A 26,102-nucleotide genomic window follows, 5' to 3' on the forward strand; every position below is an offset into this window, starting at 1 on the left:
CGAGTGGCTCGACATCCGCTCAGCAATTTTGGAACAGGCCATTTATTTTGAATCCGATCCAGGATTCTCCGACGCCACGAACAGAGCTTGAACGGGCGGCTCCAAGCTTGGCGCCGCGCCGCGCCGCCGCCGGGTCGCTGTTCCTAACGCCGAGGTACGTGAGATAGGTCGGTTGTCGTCTTACCGGGTCACCTCCCGCCACCTCCAACTTGGCCGGGTCGAGCGGGAGCAGGGCAGCCTCCATCCAGATACCACGGTGGTCGCGGGAGTCCTGCCTTGCCCGTTATTTCACGCATCTTGCACGCGATTGTGTTTGCGCTGTTCAGACCGTGCCCCCGGCAGGATTCGAACCTGCGGCCTTCTGCTCCGGAGGCAGACGCTCTATCCCCTGAGCTACGGGGGCGCTGGTCGCGCCATGGGCCCCGACAGCCTAACGCATCTCGGTGACCGGACGAGCACCGCAATAGATTCGGGGGAAGGCGCCCCAGCCAATAGGATGGACGCTCGTGACCCCCGACGACCTGGCTGAGCTGCTCAAAGCCACCGCTGCCGCGGTGCTTGCCGAGCGCGGGCTGGACGCCGCCGCGTTGCCGGCGACGGTCACCGTGGAACGACCCCGTAACCCCGATCATGGCGACTACGCCAGCAACCTGGCGCTGCAGCTGGGCAAGAAGGTGGGCGCCAACCCGCGCGAGCTGGCCGGCTGGCTGGCCGAGGCGCTGGCCAACGCCGACGGCATCGCCTCGGCGGAGGTGGCCGGACCGGGCTTCATCAACATGCGCCTCGAGGCGTCGGCGCAGGCCAAGATCGTCGACGACGTCCTGGGCGCCGGCGACGGATTCGGGCACTCCGATGCGCTGGCCGGCCTCAAGATCAACCTCGAGTTCGTCTCGGCCAATCCGACGGGACCCATCCACATCGGCGGTACCCGCTGGGCCGCCGTCGGCGACGCGCTGGGCCGGTTGCTGTCCACCCAGGGCGCCGACGTCGAGCGCGAATACTATTTCAACGACCACGGCGCCCAGATCGACCGGTTTGCCAACTCGTTGATCGCCGCGGCCCGAGGCGAACCGACCCCGGCCGACGGGTACGCGGGGACCTACATCAACGACATCGCCGCGCAGGTGCTGCAGAAGGCGCCCGACGCGCTCAGCCTGCCCGACGCCGACATGCACGAGACGTTTCGCGAAATCGGCGTCGACCTGATGTTCACCCACATCAAGGAGTCGCTGCACGAGTTCGGCACCGACTTCGACGTCTACACCCACGAAGACTCGATGCACACCAGCGGCCGCGTCGACCAGGCCATCGCCAGGCTGCGCGAGACCGGCAACGTCTACGAGAAGGACGGCGCAACGTGGTTGCGCACCAGCGCTTTCGGCGACGACAAGGACCGCGTCGTGATCAAGAGCGACGGCAAGCCGGCCTACATCGCCGCCGACATCGCCTACTACCTGGACAAGCGGCAGCGCGGCTTCGACCTGTGCATCTACATGCTCGGCGCCGACCACCACGGCTACATCGCCCGGCTCAAGGCCGTGGCCGCCGCCTTCGGTGAAGACCCGGCCACGGTCGAGGTGCTCATCGGGCAGCTGGTCAACCTGGTCCGCGACGGCCAGCCGGTCCGGATGAGCAAGCGGGCCGGCACGGTGCTCACCCTCGACGATTTGGTCGAGGCGATCGGCGTCGACGCGGCGCGCTACAGCCTGATCCGCTCGTCGGTGGACACCGCCATCGACATCGACCTGGAGCTGTGGTCGTCGGCGTCCAACGAAAACCCGGTCTATTACGTGCAATACGCGCACGCCCGGCTGTCGGCGCTGGCCCGCAACGCCGCCGAGCTCGGCCTGGTCCCCGACACCGCGCACCTCGAGTTGCTCAGCCACGACAAGGAGGGCGCGTTGTTGCGCTCGATCGGCGAGTTCCCGCGGGTTCTGAACACCGCCGCGTCGCTGCGGGAACCGCACCGGGTGTGCCGCTATTTGGAGGACCTCGCCGGCGACTACCACCGGTTCTACGACTCGTGCCGGGTGCTGCCGCAGGGCGACGAGCAGCCCACCGACCTGCACACCGCGCGCCTGGCGCTCTGCCAGGCCGCCCGCCAGGTGATCGCCAACGGTCTGACGATCCTCGGCGTCAGCGCCCCGGAGCGAATGTGAACGTCCATCCCGCCGGTCCCCGGCACGCCGACGACGCGCGCCACGCCGAGAGCCCGCCGCGCCCGCAATCCCCCGAGGAGCTGTTGCGGCTGGCCCCGAACGTGTGGCCGCGCAGCACAACTCGCGACGAGGACGGCGCGGCGGTCATCGGGGGACTACCGGTGACCCAGCTCGCCCACGAGTACGGGACCCCGCTGTTCGTCATCGACGAGGACGACTTCCGCTCCCGCTGCCGGGACCTGGCGGCGGCCTTCGGCGGCGGGAACAACGTGCACTACGCCGCGAAGGCGTTCCTGTGCACCGAAATCGCCCGCTGGATCAACGAGGAGGGCCTGTCGCTGGACGTGTGCACTGGCGGGGAACTGGCCGTCGCGCTGCACGCCGAGTTCCCGCCGGAGCGGATCACCTTCCACGGCAACAACAAATCGGTCGCCGAACTGACCGCGGCCGTCAAGGCCGGCGTGGGTCACGTCGTGCTGGACTCGATGACCGAGATCGAACGCCTCGACACCATCGCGGGGGAGGCGGGCATCGTCCAGAACGTGCTCGTGCGCCTCACCGTCGGGGTCGAGGCGCACACCCACGAGTTCATCTCCACCGCGCACGAGGACCAGAAGTTCGGGTTGTCGGTCGCCAGCGGCGCGGCGATGGCCGCGGTGCGCCGGGTCTTCGACACGGATCACCTGCGACTGGTCGGGCTGCACAGCCACATCGGGTCGCAGATCTTCGACGTCGCCGGCTTCGAACTCGCAGCGCACCGCGTCATCGGCCTGCTGCACGACATCGTCGCCGAGTTCGGCGTCGACAAGACCGCCCAGCTGTCGACCGTCGATCTCGGTGGTGGCTTCGGCATCTCGTACCTGGCACCCGACGACCCGCCGCCGATGGCCGAACTGGCGAACAAGCTCAGCGCCATCGTGCGCAACGAGTCGGCGGCCGTCGGGCTGTCCACCCCCCGGCTGGTGGTCGAGCCGGGGCGTGCCATCGCCGGGCCGGGCACCATCACGCTCTACGAGGTCGGCACCGTCAAGGACGTCGACGTGAGCACCACCGCGCACCGGCGTTACGTCAGCGTCGACGGCGGCATGAGCGACAACATCCGCACCGCGCTCTACGACGCGCAGTACGACGCCCGGTTGGTCTCGCGCACCAGCGACGCCCCGGCGGAGCTGGCCCGCATCGTCGGAAAGCACTGCGAGACGGGCGATATCGTCGTTCGCGACACCTGGGTTCCCGGTGACCTGCAGCCGGGTGACCTGCTCGGCGTCGCCGCCACCGGCGCGTACTGCTATTCCCTGTCCAGCCGTTACAACATGATCGGCCGGCCCGCCGTGGTGGCCGTGCGCGGGGGGCGCGCACGGCTGATCCTGCGCCGGGAGACGGTCGACGATCTGCTGAGTCTGGAAGTGAGGTGACCCGTGCCCGGTGACGAAAAGGCCGTCGGCGTAGCTGTACTCGGGTTGGGCAACGTCGGCAGCGAGGTCGTCAGGATCATCGAGGACAGCGCCGAGGACCTGGCGGCCCGCATCGGTGCCCCCTTGGTGCTCCGCGGGATCGGGGTGCGCCGCGTCGCGCCCGACCGCGGCGTTCCCGTCGGCCTGCTGACCGACAACATCGAAGAGCTGGTCTGCCGCGAGGACGTCGACATCGTCGTCGAGGTGATGGGACCGGTGGAGCCGGCCCGCAAGGCGATCCTGTCCGCGCTGGAGCACGGCAAGTCCGTCGTCACCGCGAACAAGGCGCTGCTGTCCATCTCCACCGGGGAGCTGGCGCAGGCCGCTGAAAACGCCCACGTCGACCTGTATTTCGAGGCGGCCGTTGCGGGTGCGATCCCAGTCATCCGCCCGCTCACCCAATCCCTGGCCGGCGACACCGTGCTGCGGGTGGCCGGCATCGTCAACGGCACCACCAACTACATCCTGTCCGCGATGGACAGCACCGGCGCCGACTACCAGACCGCCCTGGCCGAGGCGAGCGCGCTGGGCTACGCCGAGGCCGATCCCACCGCCGACGTCGAGGGCTACGACGCCGCGGCCAAGGCGGCGATCCTGGCGTCCATCGCCTTTCACACCCGGGTGCACGCCGACGACGTGTACCGCGAGGGCATCACCAAGATCACCCCGGCCGATTTCGCGTCCGCGCGGGCGCTGGGCTGCACCATCAAGCTGCTGTCCATCTGCGAACGGATCACCGGAGACGATGGCCAGCAACGCGTTTCGGCCCGGGTCTACCCGGCGCTGGTGCCGCTGTCGCATCCGCTCGCCACGGTCAGCGGGGCGTTCAACGCGGTGGTGGTCGAGGCCGCGGCCTCGGGGCGGCTGATGTTCTACGGCCAGGGCGCGGGTGGCGCACCCACCGCCTCGGCGGTCACCGGCGACCTGGTGATGGCCGCCCGGAACAGGGTGCTGGGCAGCCGCGGCCCGAAGGAGTCCCGGTACGCCCAACTGCCTATCGCCCCAATGGGTCTCATCTCCACCCGTTACTACGTCAGCATGAACGTCGCCGACGAGCCGGGCGTATTGTCTTCGGTGGCAGCCGAATTCGCCAAGCGCGAGGTCAGTATCGCCGAGGTCCGCCAGGAGGGCGTGGTGGACGAGGGTGGCCGGCGGGTCGGGGCCCGCGTTGTGGTGGTCACGCACACCGCCACCGACGCCGCGCTGTCCGAAACCGTCCGTGCCCTCGCCGATTTGGATGTCGTGCAGGACGTGACCAGCGTGCTGCGACTGGAAGGAAACGGCCTGTGAGCGCTGCCCGGACGGCCACCCATCAACCCTGGCCCGGAGTGATCGCGGCGTACCGCGACCGATTACCGGTGGGCGACGACTGGACCCCGGTCACCCTGCTCGAAGGCGGCACCCCCCTGATTGCCGCGACGCGGCTCTCGGAACGAACCGGCTGCACGGTCCACCTCAAGGTCGAGGGCCTCAACCCGACCGGCTCCTTCAAGGACCGGGGCATGACGATGGCCGTCACCGACGCCCTGGCCCGCGGCCAGCAGGCCGTGCTGTGCGCATCGACCGGCAACACCTCGGCCTCGGCGGCCGCGTACGCGGCGCGCGCCGGCATCACCTGCGCGGTGCTGATCCCGCAGGGCAAGATCGCGATGGGCAAGCTGGCGCAGGCGGTGATGCACGGCGCCAAGATCATCCAGATCGACGGCAACTTCGACGACTGCCTGGAACTCGCCCGCAAGATGGCCGCCGACTTCCCGACCATCGCGCTGGTGAACTCGGTCAACCCGGTGCGCATCGAGGGCCAGAAGACGGCCGCGTTCGAGATCGTCGACGCGCTGGGCGCCGCGCCGGACGTGCACGCCCTTCCCGTCGGCAACGCCGGCAACATCACCGCGTACTGGAAGGGCTACACCGAGTACCACCACGAGGGCGTGATCGACAAGCTGCCCCGGATGCTGGGCGCCCAGGCCGCCGGCGCGGCGCCGCTGGTGCTCGGCCACCCGGTCAGCCACCCGGAGACCATCGCGACCGCCATCCGCATCGGCGCGCCGGCGTCGTGGACGGCGGCCGTCGCGGCCCAGCAGCAATCGCAGGGCCGGTTCCTGGCCGTCACCGACGAGGAGATCCTGGCGGCATACCACCTGGTGGCCGCGTCCGAAGGCGTGTTCGTCGAGCCGGCGTCCGCGGCCAGCATCGCGGGTCTGCTCAAGGCCGTCGACGACGGCTGGGTGGCGCGCGGATCGACGGTGGTGTGCACGGTGACCGGCAACGGTCTCAAGGACCCCGACACCGCGCTCAAAGACATGCCGAAGGTGTCCCCGCTGCCGGTGGATCCGGTGCTCGTCGTCGAACAGCTGGGTTTGGGCTAGTGACCCGGATGCTGCCCGCCGGGCTGGTGGCCAGCGCCGTGGTGTCGGCATCCAGCGCCAATCTGGGCCCCGGCTTCGACAGCCTCGGTCTGGCGTTGAGCCTGTGCGACGAGATTATCGTGGAGACAACGGATTCCGGCCTGGTCGTGGTGGTCGAGGGCGAGGGCGCCGGCCAGGTACCGCTGGACGCCGACCACCTGGTGGTCCGCGCCGTGCGGCGCGGACTGCACGCCGCGGGGGTCAACGCCGCCGGCCTGGAGGTGCGCTGCCGCAACGCCATCCCGCACTCGCGTGGCCTCGGTTCCTCGGCGGCGGCGGTCGCCGGCGGCCTGGCGGCGGTGAATGGGCTTGTCGCGCAAACGGGTTCGACTCCGCTGGGCGTTGATCAGCTCATCCAGCTGTGCGCGGAATTCGAGGGCCATCCCGACAACGCCGCGGCCGCGGTGCTGGGCGGTGCGGTGGTGTCCTGGACGGACCGCACCGGTGCCGAGCCCCGATATTCGGCGGTGTCGCTGCGGCTGCACCCGGACATTCAGCTGTTCTGCGCGGTTCCCGAGGACCGCTCGCTGACGGCGGAAACCCGCGTGCTGCTGCCCGGCCTGGTCAGCCACGAAGACGCCAGCTTCAACGTCAGCCGCGCCGCGCTGCTGGTCGTAGCCCTCACCGAACGGCCGGACCTGCTGATGCCGGCCACCGAGGACGTGCTCCACCAACCGCAACGCGGCCCGGTGATGCGCGGATCGGCGGAATATTTGCGGCTGCTGCGGCGTCACAACATCGCAGCGACGCTGTCCGGGGCCGGCCCCTCGCTGATCGCACTCAGCACCGAGCCGGACTTACCCCCAGAAGCGCTGGAGTACGGGGCCGCACACGGATTTAACGTCACGAAGATGACCGCCGGCGAAGGAGTACGCTGGAACCCGGGCGTCACCGTCGCCGGTTGATCCGCAGCGTGGCCGGAGGGTTTGCTTGCTTCCGACAGGGATGCAGGTTATCCTCGGAGCCGTCCAGCAATCGCAGCATCTGCATCTGCAAACATACTGCCTTGCCGCTAGGACAACACCAATTCTTCTCGTAAACGAGGTTCGCCGTTTTCTCCGCTGATCCCTGGCGATCACCGTCGCAGAGTCGATGATTGGGCGCACTCGGCAATTTGGCTGACTGCAACGACCCCCCGTATGACCTGATCAGCGGGGGAAGAAAGGAAATCCGTGACTGATACGGACCTCTTCACGGCTGGCGAGAGCACCGACAGCAATCAGGTGCCGGACGCCGTGACCACAGACGCTCCCGACGTCAAAACCACCGCCTCGAGCGGCTCCCTGTCCGCCATGGTGCTGCCCGAGCTGCGTGCGCTGGCTAACCAGGTCGGCGTCAAGGGGACCTCGGGGATGCGCAAGAACGAACTGATCGCCGCCATAAAGGAAATCCGGGGACAGGCCAACGGGACGTCGGCCCCGGCCGCCCCCGAGGGCAGCGGCAAATCCGAGAAAACCGAAACCACCGCGGCCGAAGCGCCGGCCGCCGCGCCGGTCGCCGCAGGGGACCAGAACGGGTCCACCGCCGAGGCGCCGCGCCGGGAACGCCGCGGTGCCAACCGCGATGCGGGCTCGTCGGCCCGCACACCCCAGGAGCAGGACGACGCCGGCACCCGCAAAGGCGGCGCCGACGCGGACAAACGCCAAGGGGGCCAACAGGACACCAAGAACGACGAGCGGGGGCAGGACTCCGGCGGCGACCAGGGTTCGGGCGGCCAGCAGTCCCGCGGCTCGAACCAGCAGGACGACGACGGCGAGGGCCGTCAGGGCCGGCGGGGACGCCGGTTCCGCGACCGCGACCGCAGGCGGCGCGGCGAGCGCTCCGGCGATGGCGTCGACTCCGAACTGCGCGAGGACGACGTCGTCCAGCCGGTCGCCGGAATCCTCGACGTTCTGGACAATTACGCGTTCGTGCGCACCTCCGGGTACCTGGCCGGCCCGCACGACGTCTACGTCTCGATGAACATGGTGCGCAAGAACGGTCTGCGCCGCGGCGACGCGGTGACCGGCGCGGTTCGGGTGCCCCGGGACGGCGAGCAGCCCAACCAGCGGCAGAAGTTCAACCCGCTGGTGCGCCTGGACAGCGTCAACGGCGGCTCCGTCGAGGACGCCAAGAAGCGGCCCGATTTCTCCAAGCTGACGCCGTTGTACCCCAACCAGCGGCTGCGCCTGGAAACCACGCCCGACCGGCTGACCACCCGGGTCATCGACCTGATCATGCCGATCGGCAAGGGCCAGCGCGCGCTGATCGTCTCGCCGCCCAAGGCGGGTAAGACGACGATCCTGCAGGACATCGCCAACGCGATCACCAAGAACAACCCGGAGTGCCACCTCATGGTCGTCCTCGTCGACGAGCGGCCCGAGGAGGTCACCGACATGACGCGCTCGGTCAAGGGCGAGGTCATCGCCTCGACCTTCGACCGGCCGCCGTCGGACCACACGTCGGTCGCCGAGCTGGCCATCGAACGCGCCAAGCGGCTCGTCGAGCAGGGCAAGGACGTCGTGGTGTTGCTCGACTCGATCACCCGCCTGGGCCGCGCCTACAACAACGCGTCGCCGGCGTCGGGCCGGATCCTGTCCGGCGGTGTCGACTCCACCGCGCTGTACCCGCCCAAGCGCTTCCTCGGCGCCGCGCGCAACATCGAGGAGGGCGGCTCGCTGACCATCATCGCCACCGCAATGGTCGAGACCGGGTCCACCGGTGACACGGTCATCTTCGAGGAGTTCAAGGGCACCGGCAACGCCGAGCTCAAGCTGGACCGCAAGATCTCCGAACGCCGCGTCTTCCCGGCGGTCGACGTGAACCCGTCCGGCACGCGGAAGGACGAGCTGCTGCTGTCGCCCGACGAATTCGGCATCGTGCACAAGCTGCGCCGCGTGCTGTCGGGCCTGGACCCCCACCAGGCCATCGACCTGCTGATGTCGCAGCTGCGCAAGACGAAGACCAACTACGAGTTCCTGGTGCAGGTGTCCAAGACGACCCCCGGGTCGATGGACAACGACTAGTCAGCGACTAGCGTCGCAAGCTGTGGCGGAGACGCTGCAGCAACTCCTCCGCGAGCGTGCCGACCAGGACACGCCGGCGCTGAAGTACGGCGACCGGGTCTGGACCTGGCGTGAGCACCTGGCCGACGCCGCCGCCACCGCGGCCGCGGTCATCGGGGTCGCCGACCCGGACCGCCCGCTGCACGTGGGCGCGCTGCTGGGCAACAGCCCCGAGATGCTGACCGCCATGGCGTCCGCCGCGCTCGGCGGCTACGTGCTGTGCGGCGTCAACGACACCCGCCGCGGTGCCGCGCTGGCCCGCGACATCCTGCACGCCCACTGCCAGATCCTGCTGACCGATCCGGCGCACAGGGAGTTGCTCGACGGCCTCGAGCTGCCCGGCGTGCGGGTGTTCGACGTGTCCGGCGAGTCCTGGGCGGCGCTGCTGGAGCGCGCCGGGCCGCCGACCCCGCACCGGGAGGTGGCGGCCACCGACACCTTCATGATGATGTTCACCTCCGGCACGAGCGGCGAGCCGAAGGCCGTGCAGGTCACCCACCTGACCGTGCTCTTCGCCGGTGCCACGCTGATCGCGCGGTTCGAGCTCGACGCGACCGACGTCTGCTACCTGTCGATGCCGCTGTTTCACGCCAACTCGCTGTTCGCGGGGTGGAGCGTCGCGGTGAGCACCGGCGCGGCCATGGTGCCCGCGACGTTTTCGGCCTCCGGTCTGCTCCCGGATCTTCGCCGCTACGGCGTCACCTTCATGAACTACGTCGGCAAACCGCTGGCCTTCGTGCTGGCCACGCCCGAGCGACCCGACGACCACGACAACCCGTTGCGGCTCGCGGTCGGCAACGAGGCCAGCGACCGCGACATCGCCGAGTTCAGCAGGCGTTTCGACTGCACGGTGTGGGACGGCTTCGGGTCCACCGAGGGCGCGATCATCATCACCCGCGAGGACGGCTGCCCGCCGGGGTCGCTGGGCCGCGGCTTCCCCGGGGTCGCCGTCTACAACCCGGGCACGCTGGCCGAATGCCCACCCGCCGCGTTCGACGGGGACGGGGCCCTGACCAACGCCGACGAGGCGATCGGTGAGCTGGTCAACACCACCGGCGCGGGCCTGTTCGCCGGGTACTACAACGACCGCGAGGCCACCGACGCGCGCCTTCGGCACGGCATGTTCTGGTCCGGCGACCTCGCCTACCGGGACGCCGACGGGTGGATCTACTTCGCCGGGCGCAGCGGCGACTGGTTGCGCGTCGACGGCGAAAACATGACCACGGCGCCCATCGAGCGCATCCTGCAACGGTTGGCCCCGGTCAGCCACGTCGCGGTGTACGCGGTGCCCGACGAGCACGTCGGCGACCAGGTGATGGCGGCGATGGTGTTGGCCGACGGCGCGGATCTGACGCCCGGGGAGTTCGGCCGGTTCCTCGCCGCCCAGCCGGACCTGTCGCCCAAGGCGTGGCCCCGCTACGTCTGGCTGACCGACCGGCTGCCGACCACGGCCACCAACAAGATCCTCAAGCGCGAGCTGACCGCGCTCGGCGCGGCCCCCGGCGCCGGCGTGGTCTGGACCCGCGACGGGAAAAGCCGCGTCTACCGCGACACCTGAACCACGCACCCGACACGCCGCCGGTGGAGGTCGCAACGGCTTATGTCTCGACCCATCATGTGCCGCCCCACACCCCGGGAATGCGCAGGCGCAGCTCCGCGTTTGGGGGGATGTAGGTTGACCTGGCATAATCGAGGGTCGACTAGCCCAGGACCAGATCAGGTTCATGGAGTGCGCGCCCGGTCCGGGCGGCAAACGATCGAAGAGGACACGATGAAAGCTGACATTCACCCCGCCTACGGTGAAACCACCGTGCACTGCGGGTGCGGCAACACCTTCACCACCCGCAGCACCAAGCCCGGCGGCAACATCGTCGTCGAGGTCTGCTCGCAGTGCCACCCCTTCTACACCGGCAAGCAGAAGATCCTCGACAGCGGCGGCCGCGTGGCCCGGTTCGAGAAGCGCTACGGCAAGCGCAAGGCCGCAGCCGACAACGGCGAGTCGACCGACAAATAGCTGGCTTACCGACGCCCGAACTGTGCCCAACGGCGCACAGGCCGGGCGTCGGTTCGCGTTCGGGGCGATCACAAGCGGCAGGAGGTGAGACATGACGCAGCCGGTGCAGACCATTGACGTGCTGCTGGCCGAACACGCCGACCTCGAGAAGCGGCTGGCAGACCCAGAACTGCACAGCAATCCCGACGAGGCGCGCAAGGCCGGTCGCCGGTTCGCTCGCTTGGCCCCGATCGTCGGCACCTACCGCAAGCTGGCCGCCGCGCGCGGCGACCTCGAGACCGCCCGCGAGCTGGCCGCCGACGACGAGTCGTTCGCCGACGAGGTGACCGAGCTCGAAACGCGGGTGACCGAACTGGACACCCAACTCACCGACATGCTCGCGCCGCGCGATCCCCACGACGCCGACGACATCGTCCTCGAGGTCAAATCCGGTGAGGGCGGCGAGGAATCGGCGTTGTTCGCCGCCGATCTGGCCCGCATGTACATCCGTTACGCGGAGCGGCACGGCTGGACGGTCACGGTGCTGGACGAAACCACCTCGGATCTGGGCGGTTACAAGGACGCCACGCTGGCCATCGCCAGCAAGGGGGACACCGCCGACGGGGTGTGGTCGCGGATGAAGTTCGAGGGCGGCGTCCATCGGGTGCAACGCGTTCCGGTGACGGAATCCCAAGGGCGCGTTCATACTTCGGCGGCAGGCGTGCTGGTCTACCCGGAGCCCGAGGAAGTCGGCGAGGTGCAGATCGACGAGTCGGACCTGCGCATCGACGTGTACCGGTCGTCCGGCAAGGGCGGGCAGGGCGTCAACACCACCGACTCCGCGGTGCGCATCACCCACCTGCCCACCGGGATCGTGGTCACCTGCCAGAACGAACGGTCCCAGCTGCAGAACAAGGCCCGGGCGATGCAGGTGCTGGCCGCCCGGCTGCAGGCCCTCGCGGAGGAGAAGGCGCTGGCCGACGCGTCGGCCGACCGCGCCAGCCAGGTCCGCACCGTGGACCGCAGCGAACGGATCCGCACCTACAACTTCCCGGAGAACCGGATCACCGACCACCGGATCGGTTTCAAGGCGCACAACCTCGATCAGGTGCTCGACGGCGACCTCGACGCGTTGTTCGACGCGCTCAGCTCCGCCGACAAGCAAGCGCGGCTGCAGCAGGCATGACCCTCCTGCGGCGCGCGATCGAGTCGGCCGCGGCGCGGCTCGCCCGGGCCGGGATCGACTCCGCCCGCCACGACGCCGAGGAGTTGGCCGCGCACCTGGTGGGCACCGAGCGCGGCCGCCTGACGTTGCTCGAGGCGCCCGGCGACGAATTCTTCGGGCGTTACGGCGACATGATTGCGGCGCGCTCCCAACGGGTTCCGTTGCAGCATCTCACCGGGACGGCGGCGTTCGGGCCGGTGACGCTGCGCGTCGGCCCCGGTGTGTTCATCCCGCGCCCGGAGACCGAGGCGATGCTGGAGTGGGCCACCGCGCAGCCGCTCCCCGCCCGGCCCGTGATCGTCGACTTGTGCACCGGCTCGGGCGCTTTGGCCCTGGCCCTGGCCCGGCACCGGCCCGCGGCGCGGGTCATCGGCATCGACGACTCGGACACCGCCCTGGGCTACGCGCGCCGCAACACCGAGGACACCCTCGTGGAGCTGGTGCGCGCCGACGTCACCGACCCGGCCCTTTTTCCCGAGCTGGACGGGCGGGTGGACCTCGTCGTCGCCAACCCGCCCTATGTTCCCGACGACAGCGCCGTGGAAGCCGAAGTGGCCCAACATGATCCGCCGCACGCGGTGTTCGGCGGAGTGGACGGGATGGCGGTGATCGCCGCCGTCATCCGGCTCGCCGGGCGCTGGCTGCGCCCCGGCGGCCTCTTCGCCGTCGAGCACGACGACACCACGTCGGCGCAGACCGTCGAAGCACTGAGCGGCACAGGGCTTTTCGAGGACATCGAGGGCCGTCGGGATCTGGCGGGACGGCCGAGGTTCGTGACGGCCCGGCGGAAGGGTCGCGCATGAGCTCCGTGTTCGACTGCGCCGACCCCGACCAGCGCTCACTCGGAATCACCTCGGCCGCAGGCGCCCTCAAGAGCGGCCGGCTGGTCGTGCTGCCCACCGACACCGTGTACGGCATCGGCGCCGACGCCTTCGACAGCACCGCGGTGGCCGCGCTGCTCGCGGCGAAGGGGCGGGGCCGTGACATGCCGGTGGGCGTGTTGGTCGGCTCCTGGCACACCATCGAGGGGCTGGTCTACACGATGCCCGCGGGGGCGCGCGACCTGATCCGTGCCTTCTGGCCGGGCGCGCTGAGCCTGGTGGTGACGCAGGCGCCGTCATTGCAATGGGACCTCGGGGATGCCCGGGGCACCGTCATGCTGCGGATGCCGCTGCACCCGGTCGCCATCGAGCTGCTTCGCGAGGTCGGCCCCGTGGCGGTATCCAGCGCCAACGTCTCCGGCCGGCCGCCCGCGGTCGACGCCGCCGAGGCGCGCAGTCAGCTCGGTGAGCTGGTCGACGTCTACCTCGACGCGGGCCCGTCCCAGCAGCAGGCCGCCTCCACGATCGTCGACCTGACCGGAGACGCCCCGCGCATCCTGCGTGCGGGCCCGGTGAGCGCCGAGCGGATCGCCGAAGTGCTTGGCGTGGACGCCGGAAGCCTGATCGCCTAGGCGACGGCTCGCTGTCAGGTTGGTGCAGTACGGTCTCGGTGGTGTCCAGCGGCCCGGTCAGCGACGTAGCCAGCCTCGCCGGCGGCGTCCTCGCCCTGTCGGATCGGGGCACCGGAGTCCCCCTGCGCGAGCTCGCGCTGGTCGGGCTGACCGCGGCGATCATCACCTACTTCGCGACCGGCCCGGTGCGGGTACTGGCCATGCGCCTGGGGGCCGTCGCCTATCCGCGGGAACGCGACGTGCACGTCACGCCCACCCCGCGCATGGGTGGGCTCGCGATGTTCATCGGTGTGGTCGCGGCCGTTTTCCTGGCCTGGCAACTGCCGGCGCTCACCCGCGGGTTCGTCTACTCGACCGGCATGCCGGCCGTCCTGGTGGCAGCCGCGGTGATCGTCGGCATCGGCCTGATCGACGACCGCTGGGGGCTGGACGCCCTGACCAAGTTCGCCGGCCAGATCACCGCGGCCAGCGTGCTGGTCACGATGGGCGTCGCGTGGAGCGTCCTGTACATCCCCATCGGCGGCGTCGGCACCATCGTGCTGGACCAAGCCTCGTCGATCCTGCTCACCCTGGCGCTGACGGTGTCGATGGTCAACGCGATGAACTTCGTCGACGGCCTCGACGGGCTGGCCGCCGGGCTGGGACTCATCATGGCGCTGGCGATCTGCATGTTCTCGGTGGGCCTGCTGCGCGACCATGGCGGGGACGTCTTGTTCTATCCGCCCGCCGTCATCTCGGTGGTACTGGCGGGGACCTGCCTGGGGTTCTTGCCGCACAACTTCCACCGCGCGCGGATCTTCATGGGCGATTCCGGCTCGATGCTGATCGGCCTGATGGTCGCCGCGGCCGCCACTACCGCCGCAGGCCCCGTTTCGCAGAACGCCTACGGCGCCCGCGACGTGTTTGCTCTGCTGGCGCCGTTCCTGCTGGTGGTGGCCGTCATGTTCGTGCCGATGCTCGACCTTTTGCTGGCGATCGTGCGCCGCACCCGCGCCGGCCGCAGCGCATTCAGCCCCGACAAAATGCACCTGCATCACCGGTTGCTGCAGATCGGTCATTCGCATCGCCGGGTGGTGCTGCTGATCTATCTGTGGGTGGGCATTGTCGCGTTCGGCGCCGCGAGCACCATATTTTTCAATCCCCGCCATACCGCCGCGGTAATGCTGGCCGCGATCGTGGTCGCCGGTGTGGCCACGGCGATCCCGCTCCTCCGCCGCCGCGACGACGACTACGACGTGGACTGAACGAGCCTACGACACCCGGTAGTAGCGGTGCCGATCGTATGGTACGGTGCAGGTAGAACCCCAAAAAGAGACCTTGAGGGTTGCCGGCCAGCCGGCCCGTCGGACGCCCGTCCGAGCGCGCCGGTTCACGACCGACGTAGGGAGCTACCCCTTGGGTGAATCCCCTGTGACGTGCGATACGCTCGGCGGGCCACCGATCGGTCGGTCGGGGGTCTCCCGCTTCACTACCTGGGATTGAGGTGCTGCAGTGACGACACCAGCGCAGGACGCGCCGTTGGTGTTTCCCTCTGTTGCTTTCCGTCCGCTTCGGCTGTTTGTGATCAGCGTGGGCATCACCGCGCTGGCGATTCTCGGCGCCGGATTGTCCGGCCGCCTCATGCTCGGCGTGTTCTTCGGTGTCGGGTTGCTCTTGGGTTTGCTCAACGCGCTTCTCGTCCGGCGCTCGGTCGCGTCGATCACCGCGAAAGAGCATCCCCTGAAAAGCTCGATGGCGGTCAATTCGGCGACGAGGTTGGCGATCATCACCGTCGTCGCGCTCGTCGTTGCCTATGTTTTCCGGCCGAACGGCCTGGGCGCGATGTTCGGTCTGGCGCTCTTCCAGGTGCTCTTGGTCGCGTCGACCGCTCTGCCGGTCTGGAAGAAGCTGCGGACGGGCGAGGCGGCCCCATCCCTGAGCCCTGAGGGCAACGACGGAGGCAACACGAGCGATGATTGAGACGATCCTGGCCGGTTCCCAGATCGAGGTCGGCGAGCACACCACGGCGAGGTGGCTCGGCATGACCGTCAACACCGACACCATCCTGTCGACGGCGATCGCCGCGGTAATCGTCATCGCCCTGGCGTTCGTCCTGCGCGCCAACATCACGTCGAGCGGTGTGCCCAGCGGAATCCAGCTGTTCTGGGAGGCGCTCACCATTCAGATGCGCAACCAGATCGAAAGCGCCATCGGGATGCGGATCGCGCCGTTCGTGCTGCCGCTGGCCGTCACCATCTTCATCTTCATCCTGATCTCCAACTGGCTGTCGGTGCTGCCGCTGCAGTACACCGATAAATCCGGTCACACCACCGAGTTGCTGAAGTCGGCCGCGGCGGACATCAATTACGTTCTGGCGCTGGCCCTTTTCGTGTTCGTCTGCTACCACGTGGCCGGCATCTGGCGCCGCGGCATCGTCGGCCACCCGCTCAAGGTGCTCAAGGGGCACGTGGCGTTCCTGGCGCCGATCAACCTGGTCGAGGAATTGGCCAAGCCGATCTCGTTGTCGCTCCGACTTTTCGGCAACATCTTCGCCGGCGGCATCCTGGTGGCGCTGATCGCGCTCTTCCCCGCCTACATCATGTGGTTGCCCAACGCCATCTGGAAATCGTTCGACCTGTTCGTCGGTGCGATCCAGGCCTTCATCTTCTCGATCCTGACCATCTTGTACTTCAGCCAGGCCATGGAGCTGGAGGACGACCATGACTAGCCCACTCACGACCAGATAAGCCAACAAGATAAAGCTGGACAAAGGAGGAAAGAATGGACCCCACTATCGCTGCCGGTGCACTCATCGGCGGTGGAATCATCATGGGCGGCGGCGCAATCGGAGCCGGCATCGGTGACGGTATCGCCGGTAACGCGCTGGTTTCGGGCATCGCCCGGCAGCCCGAGGCGCAGGGCCGGTTGTTCACGCCGTTCTTCATCACGGTCGGTCTGGTCGAGGCGGCCTACTTCATCAACCTGGCGTTCATGGCGTTGTTCGTCTTCGCCACCCCCGTCACGTAATTCGCTGTGATGGGTGACCCGAACCCCATGGTGCTCGCCGCCGGCCAGGCGGTAGCAGAGGGAGGCAAGGGGGGCAGCAACTTTCTCGTCCCCAACGGCACATTCTTCTTCGTGCTGGCCATCTTCCTCATCGTTCTCGCCATCATCGGCACCTTCGTGGTGCCGCCGATCCTGAAGGTGCTGCGCGAACGCGACGCCATGGTCGCCAAGACCGCCGCCGACAACAAGAAGTCGGCCGAGCAGTTCGAAGCGGCCCGGGCCGATTACGAAGAGGCCATGAAGGAAGCGCGCGTTCAGGCGTCATCCTTCCGCGACAACGCCCGCGCCGAAGGCCGCAAGGTTATCGAGGACGCGCGCGCCAGTGCCGAGCAGGACGTGATGGCGACGGTGCAGCTGGCCGCCGAGCAATTGAAACGGGAAAGGGACGCCGTGGAGCTGGATCTGCGCGCCAACGTGGGGACCATGTCGGCGACCCTGGCCAGCCGGATCCTCGGCGTAGACGTCGCACCCACCGCCGCGGCCACGGCCGCCACCGAGTCGTCCGGGCGGTAAGCAGCAAATGTGGACTTTTGTCGGACAGTTGTTCGGGTTCGTGGTCATCGTGGCGCTGGTGTGGCGGTACGCCGTCCCGCCGGTGCGCAAGATGATGACCGCCCGGCAAGAGCTGGTGCGCCAGCAGTTGGCCGATTCGGCGGCGGCCGCCGAGCGGCTGACCGAGTCGACCACGGCCCACAGCAAGGCCGTGGAGGCCGCCAAGGAAGAGGCGGAACAAGTCGTCGAAGAGGCCAAGTCGGACGCCGAACGCATCACCGAGCAGTTGCAGGCCCAGGCCGGCGTGGAGGCCGACCGCATCAAGGCGCAGGGCGCGCGCCAGGCCGAGCTGCTGCGGGCGCAGCTGACCCGGCAACTCCGCCTGGAGCTCGGGCACGAATCCGTGCGCCAGGCAGGGGAATTGGTGCGTAGCTATGTGGCGGACCCCGAACAGCGGTCGGCCACCGTCGATCGGTTCCTCGACGATCTGGAAGCCATGGCGCCGGCACCCGCCGAGGTCGCCTACCCGTTGCTGGCGAAGATGCGGTCGGCCAGCCGGCAGGCGCTGGGCGCCCTGTCGGATCGGTTCGGGACCATCGCCAAGAACCTCGACAACAAAGCGCTTTCCACCGTCTCCGCCGAGTTGGTGGCGGTGGCGAAAATGCTGGACCGCGAAATCGTCGTCACCCGCTACCTCACCGTGCCCGCCGAAGTCGCGGCACCGCGGGTTCGGCTGATCGAGCGACTGGTGTCCGGCAAGGTCGGCGACGCCACGCTCGACGTGTTGCGCGCGGCGGTCTCCGAACGCTGGTCGGCCAACACGGATTTGGTCGACGCCATCGAGCACATCTCGCGGCAGGCGTTGCTGGAGGTCGCCGAACGCGAAGATCAGGTCGACGAGGTCGAAGACCAATTGTTCCGGTTCTCGCGCGTTCTCGACGCGCAGCCGCGACTTGCCATCCTGTTGGGCGACTACGGTTCCCCCGCCGAAGGCCGGATCGGCCTGCTGCGCAAGGTGCTTGAGAGCGCAAGCGGGCGGGTGAACCCCGTCGCTACGGCACTGCTGACCCAGACGGTCGAACTGCTCAGGGGCGAGCCGGCCGAGGTGGCCGTGAAGTTCTTGGCGGAGGTCGCGGTGGCGCGCCGCGGCGAAATCGTCGCCCAGGTCACTGCGGCGGCGGAGCTCAGCGATGCCCAGCGCACCCGCCTCACCGAAGTTCTCAGCCGCATCTACTCCCACCCGGTCACGGTGCAGCTGCAGATCGAACCCGACTTGCTGGGCGGGCTGCTGATCGCCGTGGCCGACGAGGTGATCGACGGGACGCTCTCCTCTCGCCTGGCCGCGGCCCAGGCCCAGTTGCCCGACTGAACCCATCACAAGAACCCACGCGAACGAAGATCAAGTAGGAAGACGAAAAGCCATGGCAGAGTTGACAATCTCGGCTGACGACATCCAGGGCGCCATCGAGGAGTACGTAGGCTCCTTCACCGCCGACACCTCCCGCGAGGAAGTCGGCACCGTTGTCGACGCCGGGGACGGCATCGCCCACGTCGAGGGCCTGCCGTCGGTCATGACCCAGGAGTTGCTCGAGTTCCCCGGCGGCGTCCTCGGCGTCGCCCTGAACCTGGACGAGCACAGCGTCGGCGCGGTCATCCTGGGTGATTTCGAGAAAATCGAAGAAGGCCAACAGGTCAAGCGCACCGGCGAGGTGTTGTCGGTGCCCGTCGGCGACGCGTTCTTGGGCCGGGTCGTCGACCCGCTGGGCCACCCGATCGACGGGCGCGGGGACATCGAGACCGACGTGCGGCGCGCGCTGGAGCTGCAGGCGCCGTCGGTGGTCCAGCGTCAGGGCGTCAAGGAGCCCCTGCAGACCGGGATCAAGGCCATCGACGCCATGACCCCGATCGGTCGCGGTCAGCGGCAGCTGATCATCGGCGACCGCAAGACCGGCAAGACGGCGGTCTGCATCGACACCATCCTCAACCAGCGGCAGAACTGGGAGTCGGGCGACGAGCGCAAGCAGGTGCGCTGCGTGTACGTGGCCATCGGCCAGAAGGGCACGACGATCGCGGCCGTCCGGCGCGCGCTGGAAGAGGGCGGAGCGATGGACTACACCACCATCGTCGCGGCGCCCGCTTCCGACGCTGCCGGCTTCAAATGGCTTGCGCCGTACACCGGTTCGGCGATCGCCCAGCACTGGATGTACGACGGCAAGCACGTGCTGATCGTGTTCGACGACCTGAGCAAGCAGGCCGAGGCCTACCGCGCGATCTCGCTGCTGTTGCGTCGCCCGCCGGGCCGCGAGGCCTACCCGGGCGACGTGTTCTACCTGCACTCGCGGCTGTTGGAGCGCTGCGCCAAGCTGTCCGACGAACTCGGTGGCGGCTCGCTGACCGGTCTGCCGATCATCGAGACCAAGGCCAACGACATCTCGGCGTACATCCCGACCAACGTCATCTCGATCACCGACGGCCAGTGCTTCCTGGAGTCCGACCTGTTCAACCAGGGCGTCCGGCCCGCCATCAACGTGGGTGTCTCGGTTTCCCGCGTCGGCGGCGCGGCGCAGATCAAGGCGATGAAGGAAGTGGCGGGCTCGTTGCGGCTGGACCTGTCGCAGTACCGCGAGCTGGAATCGTTCGCGGCCTTCGCTTCCGATCTGGACGCCACGTCCAAGGCGCAGCTGGAGCGCGGCGAACGGCTGGTCGAGTTGCTCAAGCAACGGCAGTACCAGCCGATGCCGGTCGAGGAGCAGGTGGTCTCGATCTTCCTGGGCACCGGCGGCCACCTGGACTCGGTGCCCGTCGAGGACGTGCGGCGGTTCGAAACCGAACTGCTGGACCACATGCGCGCTTCCGAGGAGAAGTTCCTGGCCGGGATCCGCGACAGCCAGAAGCTCTCCGAAGAGGGCGAGAACCAGCTCACCGAGATCATCAAGAAGTTCAAGAAGGGCTTCGCGGCCTCCGACGGCGGATCTGTGGTGCCCGACGAGCACGTCGAGCCGATGGACGAGGAAGACCTGGCAAAGGAGTCGGTCCAGGTCAAAAAGGAGAAGCCGAAGCAGGAACCCAAGGACACCAAGAAGGACAAGAAGTAGCTAACGATGGCGGCCACACTTCGCGAATTGCGCGGCCGAATCCGTTCGGCAGGGTCGATCAAGAAGATCACCAAGGCCCAGGAGATGATCGCGACCTCGCGCATCGGTAAGGCCCAGGCCCGGCTGGAATCCGCACGGCCCTACGCGTTTCAGATCACCTCGACGCTGACGACCCTGTCCGCCGAGGCCGCTCTGGACCACCCGTTGCTGGTCGAGCGGGAAGAACCGAAGCGGGCCGGCGTGCTGGTGGTGTCCTCCGACCGGGGTTTGTGCGGCGCGTACAACTCCAGCGTCTTCCGCCGCTCCGAGGAGCTGTTCTCCCTGCTGCGGGAGGAAGGAAAGACGCCGGTTCTGTACACGGTGGGCCGTAAGGCGCAGAACTACTTCAAATTCCGCAACTGGGACATCACCGATTCCTGGATGGGCTTCTCCGAGCAGCCCACGGTCGAAAATGCCACGGAGATCGCCGAAACCCTGGTCGACGCCTTCATGCAGGGCACCAACGAGGAAGCGGGGCAGCAGTCCGAGGACGTCGAGGGTGTTGACGAACTGCACATCGTCTACTCGGAGTTCAAGTCGATGATGTCGCAAACGGCGGTGGCCCACCGCATCGCCCCGCTGGTGGTGGAGTACGTCGAGGAAGAACCCGAGCTGCACACGCTTTACTCGTTCGAGCCGGATGCGACAACGCTTTTCGACGCGCTGCTGCCGAGATACCTGACGACCCGGGTGTACGCGGCGCTGTTGGAAGCGGCGGCATCGGAGCTGGCCTCACGCCAGCGGGCGATGAAGTCGGCCACCGACAACGCGGACGACCTCATCAAAGATCTGACGCTGATGGCGAACCGCGAGCGGCAGGCCCAGATCACCCAGGAGATCAGCGAAATCGTCGGTGGCGCAAACGCGCTCGCCGACGCTAAGTAGCACCACGAGGAAGAAGAAACATGACTGCTACTGACCAGAAGACCAAGGACTCCGGCAAGTCCGGGGACACCGACACCAGCGGACGCGTTGTGCGGGTCACCGGGCCCGTCGTCGACGTCGAGTTCCCGCGCGGCTCGGTTCCCGAGCTGTTCAACGCGCTGCACGCCGACATCACCTACGAGGCGATGGCCAAGAAGCTCACGCTCGAGGTCGCGCAGCACCTGGGCGACAACCTTGTTCGGACCATTTCGTTGCAGCCCACCGACGGCCTGGTGCGCGGCGTCGAGGTCACCGACACCGGCAACTCGATCTCGGTGCCGGTGGGCGAGGACGTCAAGGGCCACGTCTTCAACGCCCTGGGCGACTGCCTGGACAAGCCGGGGTACGGGGAGGACTTCGACCACTGGTCGATTCACCGCAAGCCGCCGTCCTTCGAGGAACTCGAGCCGCGCACCGAGATGCTCGAAACCGGCCTCAAGGTCGTGGACCTGCTGACCCCGTACGTGCGTGGCGGCAAGATCGCCCTCTTCGGTGGTGCCGGCGTGGGCAAGACGGTGCTCATCCAGGAGATGATCAACCGCATCGCCCGAAACTTCGGTGGCACTTCGGTGTTCGCCGGCGTGGGCGAGCGCACCCGTGAGGGCAACGACCTGTGGGTGGAGCTCAAGGAAGCCGACGTGCTCAAGGACACCGCGCTGGTGTTCGGTCAGATGGACGAGCCGCCCGGCACCCGTATGCGGGTTGCGCTGTCCGCGCTGACCATGGCCGAGTGGTTCCGTGACGAGGCGGGCCAGGACGTGCTGCTGTTCATCGACAACATCTTCCGGTTCACCCAGGCCGGCTCCGAGGTGTCGACCCTGCTGGGTCGCATGCCCTCGGCGGTGGGCTACCAGCCCACACTCGCCGATGAGATGGGCGAGCTGCAGGAGCGCATCACCTCGACCCGCGGGCGGTCGATCACGTCGATGCAGGCGGTTTACGTGCCGGCGGACGACTACACCGACCCGGCGCCCGCGACGACGTTCGCGCACCTGGACGCCACCACGGAGCTGTCGCGTTCGGTGTTCTCCAAGGGCATCTTCCCCGCTGTGGACCCGCTGGCGTCGAGCTCGACGATCCTGGACCCCGGCGTCGTCGGTGACGAGCACTACCGTGTGGCGCAGGAGGTCATCCGAATCCTGCAGCGCTACAAGGACCTCCAGGACATCATCGCCATCCTGGGCATCGACGAGCTGTCCGAGGAGGACAAGCAGCTCGTCCAGCGCGCCCGCCGCATCGAGCGCTTCCTGTCGCAGAACATGATGGCGGCCGAACAGTTCACCGGCCAGCCCGGTTCGACGGTGCCGGTGAAGGAGACCATCGAGGCGTTCGACAAGCTGACGAAGGGCGACTTCGACCACATCCCCGAGCAGGCCTTCTTCCTGATCGGCGGCCTGGACGACCTGGCCAAGAAAGCCGAAAGCTTCGGCGCCAAGCTCGATTCCTGAGGTTGACTCGAAAGGTATTCTGGCATGGCCGAATTGAACGTTGAGATCGTCGCCGTCGACCGCAAGATCTGGTCGGGTGAGGCAACGTTCCTGTTCACCCGCACCACCGTCGGCGAGATCGGCATCCTGCCCCGCCACATCCCGCTGGTGGCGCAGTTGGTGGACGACGCCATGGTGCGCGTCGAGCGCGAAGGCGAGGACGACCTGCGGATCGCGGTGGACGGCGGGTTTTTGTCGGTGACCGAGGAACAGGTCAGCATCCTGGCCGAATCGGCTGAGTTCGAGTCGGAGATCGACGAGAGCGCCGCCCGCGAGGCCGCCGAGTCCGACGATCCGCGCGTCGCCGCGAGGGGACGAGCCAGATTGCGCGCCGTCGGCGCGATCGACTAACGCCCCGATGAGCGCGCCCATGGTCGGCATGGTCGTGCTCGTCGTCATGCTGGGGGCCGCCGTCCTGGCCCTCAGTTATCGGCTGTGGAAGCTGCGCCAGGGCGGCACGGCCGGGATCATGCGAGACATTCCCGCCGTCGGCGGTCACGGCTGGCGACACGGGGTGATCCGCTACCGTGGCGGCGAGGCCGCCTTCTACCGGCTGTCCAGCCTGCGTTTGTGGCCGGACCGTCGGCTCAGCCGGCGGGGGGTGGAGATCGTGGCCCGGCGCGCACCGCGCGGCGACGAGTTCGACATCATGACCGACGAGATCGTCGTACTCGAATTGCGCGACACGACGCAGGACCGCAGGTCCGGTTACGAGCTCGCTTTGGACAAGGGCGCCTTGACCGCGTTCCTGTCGTGGCTGGAATCCCGTCCCTCGCCGCGCGCACGCCGTCGCAGCGTGTGATCACCACGGGCTGATTGTCTCGCATCCGTATTCTTCGGGCGCGACGTCGCGCACGGTTTCGCTGAACTGCCAGCGGTGCCCCGCGAGATCTTCGACGGTGCATTCCCGTTCGCCGTACTCGCGGTCGACGGGCGGCTCCAGCACCTTGGCGCCGGCCGCCCGGGCGCGGTCGAACTGGCCGTCCACGTCGGCGACCCGCACCTTTATCTCGTGCGTGACGACGCCGGCCGTCGGCGGGTGCCGGTCACGGGCCGTGTCGGCGACGATCACGGCCCCGTCGGTGCCGATGCTCAGCTGCGCGCGGTGGCTGTCACCGATTCGCGTGCGCTCGACGAAGCCGAAGGCGGTGGCGAGCCAGTCCACCGCCGCGCGCACGTCCGGGTAGACAAGCACGGGGATCACGCTGACCGGTGGGACCGATCGATTGTTTTTCATTGCCACGGTTCAGCTTTCGGCCATCCCGCCACCCGGCTGCCAAAGCACGTCGCCACCGGGGTTGGCCGCCCGCGCCAGGATGAACAGCAGGTCCGACAGCCGGTTCAGGTACCTCGCCGGCAGCACGCTGACCCCGTCGGGCTGCGAATCCACCGCGGCCCACGCCGAGCGTTCGGCCCGCCGCACCACGGTCCGGGCGACGTGCAACAACGCCGAGAGTGGCGAACCGCCAGGCAGCACAAAGGAATTCAGCGCCGGCAGGGGTTCGTTGTATTTGTCGCACCACGCTTCGAGCCGGTCGATGTAGGCCTGGGGGACTCGCAGCGGAGGATATTTGGGATCTTCCACCACCGGCGTCGACAGATCCGCGCCGGCGTCGAACAAGTCGTTCTGGATCTGCCGCAGCACGCCCGCGGTTTCTTCATCGGGCCGGCCGAGGGCGATCGCGACGCCGATCGCGGAGTTGGCCTCGTCGCAATCCGCGTAGGCCACCAGCCGGGGATCGTTCTTGGAGACCCGTGAGAAATCGCTCAATCCCGTCGTCCCGTCGTCGCCGGTTCGCGTATATATGCGGGTCAGGTGGATCGCCATGAGAAAACGGTACTCGGCTGGCCGACTCGCTCGATTGCCTGACTCTCCCCCTCGCCCCGCGGCTGGGGGCACCCCCACCTCGCTTCGGTGCGCGGAGCGCATCGTCGTCAAGCGAGGCTGACTGACAAGCCGATACCGCTTCACTAAACTGACCCGGGTGACGGAGCGATTCGTGGTGACCGGCGGCAACCGGTTGTCCGGCGAAGTCGCTGTCGGGGGCGCCAAGAACAGCGTGCTCAAGCTGATGGCCGCGACCCTGCTGGCCGAGGGCACCAGCACCATCACGAACTGCCCGGACATCCTCGACGTGCCGCTGATGGCCGAGGTCCTGCGTGGCCTGGGTGCCACCGTCGAGCTCGACGGCGACGTCGCCCGCATCACCTCGCCCGACGAGCCGAAGTACGACGCCGACTTCGCGGCGGTGCGGCAGTTCCGCGCCTCGGTCTGCGTGTTGGGTCCGCTGGTCGGCCGCTGCAAGCGCGCCAGGGTGGCGCTCCCCGGTGGCGACGCCATCGGATCGCGCCCGCTGGACATGCATCAGGCGGGCCTGCGCCAGCTGGGCGCGCAATGCAACATCGAGCACGGCTGCGTGGTCGCCCAGGCGGATACCTTGCGAGGCGCGGAGATTCAGCTGGAGTTCCCCTCCGTGGGGGCCACCGAGAACATCCTGATGGCCGCCGTCGTGGCCGAAGGCGTCACCACGATCCACAACGCCGCGCGCGAACCCGACGTGGTCGATCTGTGCACGATGCTCAACCAGATGGGCGCGCAGATCGAGGGCGCGGGTTCGCCGACCATGACGATCACCGGCGTCCCGCGGCTGCACCCCACCGAACACCGCGTGATCGGCGACCGCATCGTGGCCGCCACCTGGGGCATCGCCGCCGCGATGACCCGCGGCGACATCTCGGTGAGCGGCGTGGACCCGGCCCACCTGCAGGTGGTGCTGCACAAGCTGCACGACGCGGGCGCCACGGTCACCCAGACCGACAGCAGCTTCCGGGTGACCCAGTACGAGCGCCCCAAGGCCGTCAACGTCGCGACCCTGCCTTTCCCCGGGTTCCCGACCGACCTGCAGCCGATGGCGATCGCGTTGGCCGCGATCGCCGACGGGACGTCGATGATCACGGAGAACGTGTTCGAGGCCCGCTTCCGGTTCGTCGAGGAGATGATCCGACTCGGCGCCGACGCCCGCACCGACGGGCACCACGCCGTGGTGCGGGGCCTGCCGCAACTGTCCAGCGCCCCGGTGTGGTGTTCGGACATCCGCGCCGGCGCCGGCCTGGTGCTGGCCGGGCTGGTCGCCGACGGGGACACCGAGGTCCACGACGTCTTCCACATCGACCGCGGCTACCCGTTGTTCGTGGAAAACCTGGCGATTTTGGGAGCGGAGATCGAGCGGGTAGAGTAGTCAAAGTCAGTGCCCCACAAGGGCGGTCACCCTTCGAAGGTGGCC

General features: G+C 68.3%; 25 protein-coding genes and 1 tRNA gene. 23 read left to right on the plus strand and 3 right to left on the minus strand.

Translation table 11 applies throughout. The features are described 5' to 3' along the window. Positions 1–330: 330 nt before the first annotated feature. Positions 331–403, minus strand: a tRNA-Arg gene (locus A5696_RS21335). Between the two features lie 103 nt (positions 404–506). Here A5696_RS21335 and argS point away from each other — a divergent pair. The 22 genes from argS (at position 507) to A5696_RS21445 (ending at position 23,620) form a co-directional block, all read left to right on the plus strand. Then, complete coding sequence (argS, locus tag A5696_RS21340) at positions 507–2,159, plus strand: arginine--tRNA ligase (protein ID WP_067882987.1); 1,653 nt, start codon at positions 507–509, stop codon at positions 2,157–2,159. Beyond that, positions 2,156–3,574, plus strand: coding sequence for a diaminopimelate decarboxylase (gene lysA, locus A5696_RS21345; RefSeq protein ID WP_067882988.1), 1,419 nt, complete (start codon positions 2,156–2,158; stop codon positions 3,572–3,574). The genes argS and lysA overlap by 4 nt, the downstream gene beginning before the upstream one ends. Positions 3,575–3,577: 3 nt before the next feature. Continuing rightward, entirely contained in the window at positions 3,578–4,903 is a 1,326-nt protein-coding gene (locus tag A5696_RS21350; RefSeq protein ID WP_067882989.1) for a homoserine dehydrogenase, read from the plus strand. After that, a complete protein-coding gene (gene thrC, locus A5696_RS21355) occupies positions 4,900–5,982 on the plus strand; it encodes a threonine synthase (protein WP_067882990.1) in 1,083 nt (360 codons plus the stop codon). The genes A5696_RS21350 and thrC overlap by 4 nt, the downstream gene beginning before the upstream one ends. Before the next feature lie 8 nt (positions 5,983–5,990). Then, positions 5,991–6,926, plus strand: a complete 936-nt coding sequence (gene thrB, locus A5696_RS21360) for a homoserine kinase (protein ID WP_067883017.1) — start codon at positions 5,991–5,993, stop codon at positions 6,924–6,926. Between the two features lie 267 nt (positions 6,927–7,193). Continuing rightward, a complete protein-coding gene (rho, locus tag A5696_RS21365; RefSeq protein WP_067882991.1) occupies positions 7,194–9,026 on the plus strand; it encodes a transcription termination factor Rho in 1,833 nt (610 codons plus the stop codon). Positions 9,027–9,048: 22 nt separating this feature from the next. Then, positions 9,049–10,623 carry a fatty-acid--CoA ligase FadD1 gene (fadD1, locus tag A5696_RS21370; RefSeq protein WP_067882992.1) on the plus strand — a complete coding sequence of 525 codons (1,575 nt, stop codon included), beginning with the start codon at positions 9,049–9,051 and terminating at the stop codon, positions 10,621–10,623. A 213-nt stretch (positions 10,624–10,836) separates the two neighbouring features. Beyond that, positions 10,837–11,079 carry a 50S ribosomal protein L31 gene (gene rpmE, locus A5696_RS21375; protein ID WP_066914959.1) on the plus strand — a complete coding sequence of 81 codons (243 nt, stop codon included), beginning with the start codon at positions 10,837–10,839 and terminating at the stop codon, positions 11,077–11,079. A gap of 91 nt (positions 11,080–11,170) precedes the next feature. Beyond that, positions 11,171–12,244, plus strand: a complete 1,074-nt coding sequence (gene prfA, locus A5696_RS21380) for a peptide chain release factor 1 (RefSeq protein WP_067882993.1) — start codon at positions 11,171–11,173, stop codon at positions 12,242–12,244. After that, a complete protein-coding gene (prmC, locus tag A5696_RS21385; RefSeq protein WP_067882994.1) occupies positions 12,241–13,086 on the plus strand; it encodes a peptide chain release factor N(5)-glutamine methyltransferase in 846 nt (281 codons plus the stop codon). The genes prfA and prmC overlap by 4 nt, the downstream gene beginning before the upstream one ends. Continuing rightward, on the plus strand, positions 13,083–13,736 hold the full coding sequence (locus A5696_RS21390) for an L-threonylcarbamoyladenylate synthase (RefSeq protein ID WP_067882995.1): 654 nt from the start codon (positions 13,083–13,085) through the stop codon (positions 13,734–13,736). Before prmC ends, A5696_RS21390 begins: the two co-directional genes overlap by 4 nt. A 38-nt stretch (positions 13,737–13,774) precedes the next feature. Continuing rightward, on the plus strand, positions 13,775–14,980 hold the full coding sequence (locus tag A5696_RS21395; protein ID WP_067882996.1) for a glycosyltransferase family 4 protein: 1,206 nt from the start codon (positions 13,775–13,777) through the stop codon (positions 14,978–14,980). A 247-nt stretch (positions 14,981–15,227) separates the two neighbouring features. Beyond that, positions 15,228–15,695 carry an ATP synthase subunit I gene (locus tag A5696_RS21400; protein ID WP_067882997.1) on the plus strand — a complete coding sequence of 156 codons (468 nt, stop codon included), beginning with the start codon at positions 15,228–15,230 and terminating at the stop codon, positions 15,693–15,695. Further along, the gene (gene atpB, locus A5696_RS21405) at positions 15,688–16,443 is read left to right on the plus strand and encodes a F0F1 ATP synthase subunit A (protein WP_067882998.1); all 756 of its coding nucleotides are present in this window, start codon (positions 15,688–15,690) and stop codon (positions 16,441–16,443) included. Before A5696_RS21400 ends, atpB begins: the two co-directional genes overlap by 8 nt. A 53-nt stretch (positions 16,444–16,496) precedes the next feature. Further along, entirely contained in the window at positions 16,497–16,742 is a 246-nt protein-coding gene (locus tag A5696_RS21410) for a F0F1 ATP synthase subunit C (protein WP_066928722.1), read from the plus strand. 9 nt (positions 16,743–16,751) lie between these two features. Next, complete coding sequence (locus A5696_RS21415; protein ID WP_067882999.1) at positions 16,752–17,294, plus strand: F0F1 ATP synthase subunit B; 543 nt, start codon at positions 16,752–16,754, stop codon at positions 17,292–17,294. A gap of 7 nt (positions 17,295–17,301) precedes the next feature. Continuing rightward, the gene (locus A5696_RS21420; RefSeq protein WP_067883000.1) at positions 17,302–18,642 is read left to right on the plus strand and encodes a F0F1 ATP synthase subunit B/delta; all 1,341 of its coding nucleotides are present in this window, start codon (positions 17,302–17,304) and stop codon (positions 18,640–18,642) included. A 52-nt stretch (positions 18,643–18,694) separates the two neighbouring features. Continuing rightward, positions 18,695–20,368 carry a F0F1 ATP synthase subunit alpha gene (gene atpA / locus A5696_RS21425; protein WP_067883001.1) on the plus strand — a complete coding sequence of 558 codons (1,674 nt, stop codon included), beginning with the start codon at positions 18,695–18,697 and terminating at the stop codon, positions 20,366–20,368. Positions 20,369–20,374: 6 nt separating this feature from the next. Further along, complete coding sequence (locus A5696_RS21430; RefSeq protein ID WP_067883002.1) at positions 20,375–21,292, plus strand: F0F1 ATP synthase subunit gamma; 918 nt, start codon at positions 20,375–20,377, stop codon at positions 21,290–21,292. Between the two features lie 20 nt (positions 21,293–21,312). Continuing rightward, positions 21,313–22,779 carry a F0F1 ATP synthase subunit beta gene (atpD, locus tag A5696_RS21435; RefSeq protein WP_067883003.1) on the plus strand — a complete coding sequence of 489 codons (1,467 nt, stop codon included), beginning with the start codon at positions 21,313–21,315 and terminating at the stop codon, positions 22,777–22,779. A 24-nt stretch (positions 22,780–22,803) separates the two neighbouring features. Continuing rightward, the gene (locus A5696_RS21440; protein WP_067883004.1) at positions 22,804–23,169 is read left to right on the plus strand and encodes a F0F1 ATP synthase subunit epsilon; all 366 of its coding nucleotides are present in this window, start codon (positions 22,804–22,806) and stop codon (positions 23,167–23,169) included. A 7-nt stretch (positions 23,170–23,176) separates the two neighbouring features. Further along, on the plus strand, positions 23,177–23,620 hold the full coding sequence (locus A5696_RS21445) for a DUF2550 domain-containing protein (RefSeq protein ID WP_067883005.1): 444 nt from the start codon (positions 23,177–23,179) through the stop codon (positions 23,618–23,620). Here A5696_RS21445 and A5696_RS21450 read toward each other — a convergent pair whose 3' ends face one another. Both A5696_RS21450 and A5696_RS21455 read right to left on the minus strand, forming a co-directional pair. Next, positions 23,621–24,013 (minus strand): VOC family protein, encoded by a 393-nt coding sequence (locus A5696_RS21450; protein ID WP_197517044.1) that lies wholly within the window; start codon positions 24,011–24,013, stop codon positions 23,621–23,623. A 51-nt stretch (positions 24,014–24,064) separates the two neighbouring features. After that, complete coding sequence (locus tag A5696_RS21455) at positions 24,065–24,646, minus strand: cob(I)yrinic acid a,c-diamide adenosyltransferase (RefSeq protein WP_067883007.1); 582 nt, start codon at positions 24,644–24,646, stop codon at positions 24,065–24,067. Positions 24,647–24,803: 157 nt separating this feature from the next. Between A5696_RS21455 and murA the strand changes: the two genes are divergently transcribed. Beyond that, on the plus strand, positions 24,804–26,057 hold the full coding sequence (murA, locus tag A5696_RS21460) for a UDP-N-acetylglucosamine 1-carboxyvinyltransferase (RefSeq protein WP_067883008.1): 1,254 nt from the start codon (positions 24,804–24,806) through the stop codon (positions 26,055–26,057). Positions 26,058–26,102: the final 45 nt, after the last annotated feature.

This window comes from Mycobacterium sp. E2699, assembly GCF_001666745.1.
In the GTDB taxonomy this organism is placed as follows: domain Bacteria; phylum Actinomycetota; class Actinomycetes; order Mycobacteriales; family Mycobacteriaceae; genus Mycobacterium.

What these genes read in the sequence shown, in the direction of transcription:
- atpD (WP_067883003.1), top strand. Translation starts at nt 21,313, where the DNA reads ATGACTGCTACTGACCAGAAGACCAAGGACTCCGGCAAGTCCGGGGAC.
- A5696_RS21410 (WP_066928722.1), top strand. Translation starts at nt 16,497, where the DNA reads ATGGACCCCACTATCGCTGCCGGTGCACTCATCGGCGGTGGAATCATC.
- A5696_RS21390 (WP_067882995.1), top strand. Translation starts at nt 13,083, where the DNA reads ATGAGCTCCGTGTTCGACTGCGCCGACCCCGACCAGCGCTCACTCGGA.
- A5696_RS21420 (WP_067883000.1), top strand. Translation starts at nt 17,302, where the DNA reads ATGTGGACTTTTGTCGGACAGTTGTTCGGGTTCGTGGTCATCGTGGCG.
- rpmE (WP_066914959.1), top strand. Translation starts at nt 10,837, where the DNA reads ATGAAAGCTGACATTCACCCCGCCTACGGTGAAACCACCGTGCACTGC.
- A5696_RS21440 (WP_067883004.1), top strand. Translation starts at nt 22,804, where the DNA reads ATGGCCGAATTGAACGTTGAGATCGTCGCCGTCGACCGCAAGATCTGG.
- prmC (WP_067882994.1), top strand. Translation starts at nt 12,241, where the DNA reads ATGACCCTCCTGCGGCGCGCGATCGAGTCGGCCGCGGCGCGGCTCGCC.
- A5696_RS21415 (WP_067882999.1), top strand. Translation starts at nt 16,752, where the DNA reads ATGGGTGACCCGAACCCCATGGTGCTCGCCGCCGGCCAGGCGGTAGCA.
- A5696_RS21455 (WP_067883007.1), bottom strand. Translation starts at nt 24,646, where the DNA reads ATGGCGATCCACCTGACCCGCATATATACGCGAACCGGCGACGACGGG.
- atpB (WP_067882998.1), top strand. Translation starts at nt 15,688, where the DNA reads ATGATTGAGACGATCCTGGCCGGTTCCCAGATCGAGGTCGGCGAGCAC.
- atpA (WP_067883001.1), top strand. Translation starts at nt 18,695, where the DNA reads ATGGCAGAGTTGACAATCTCGGCTGACGACATCCAGGGCGCCATCGAG.
- A5696_RS21430 (WP_067883002.1), top strand. Translation starts at nt 20,375, where the DNA reads ATGGCGGCCACACTTCGCGAATTGCGCGGCCGAATCCGTTCGGCAGGG.
- A5696_RS21445 (WP_067883005.1), top strand. Translation starts at nt 23,177, where the DNA reads ATGAGCGCGCCCATGGTCGGCATGGTCGTGCTCGTCGTCATGCTGGGG.
- prfA (WP_067882993.1), top strand. Translation starts at nt 11,171, where the DNA reads ATGACGCAGCCGGTGCAGACCATTGACGTGCTGCTGGCCGAACACGCC.
- thrB (WP_067883017.1), top strand. Translation starts at nt 5,991, where the DNA reads ATGCTGCCCGCCGGGCTGGTGGCCAGCGCCGTGGTGTCGGCATCCAGC.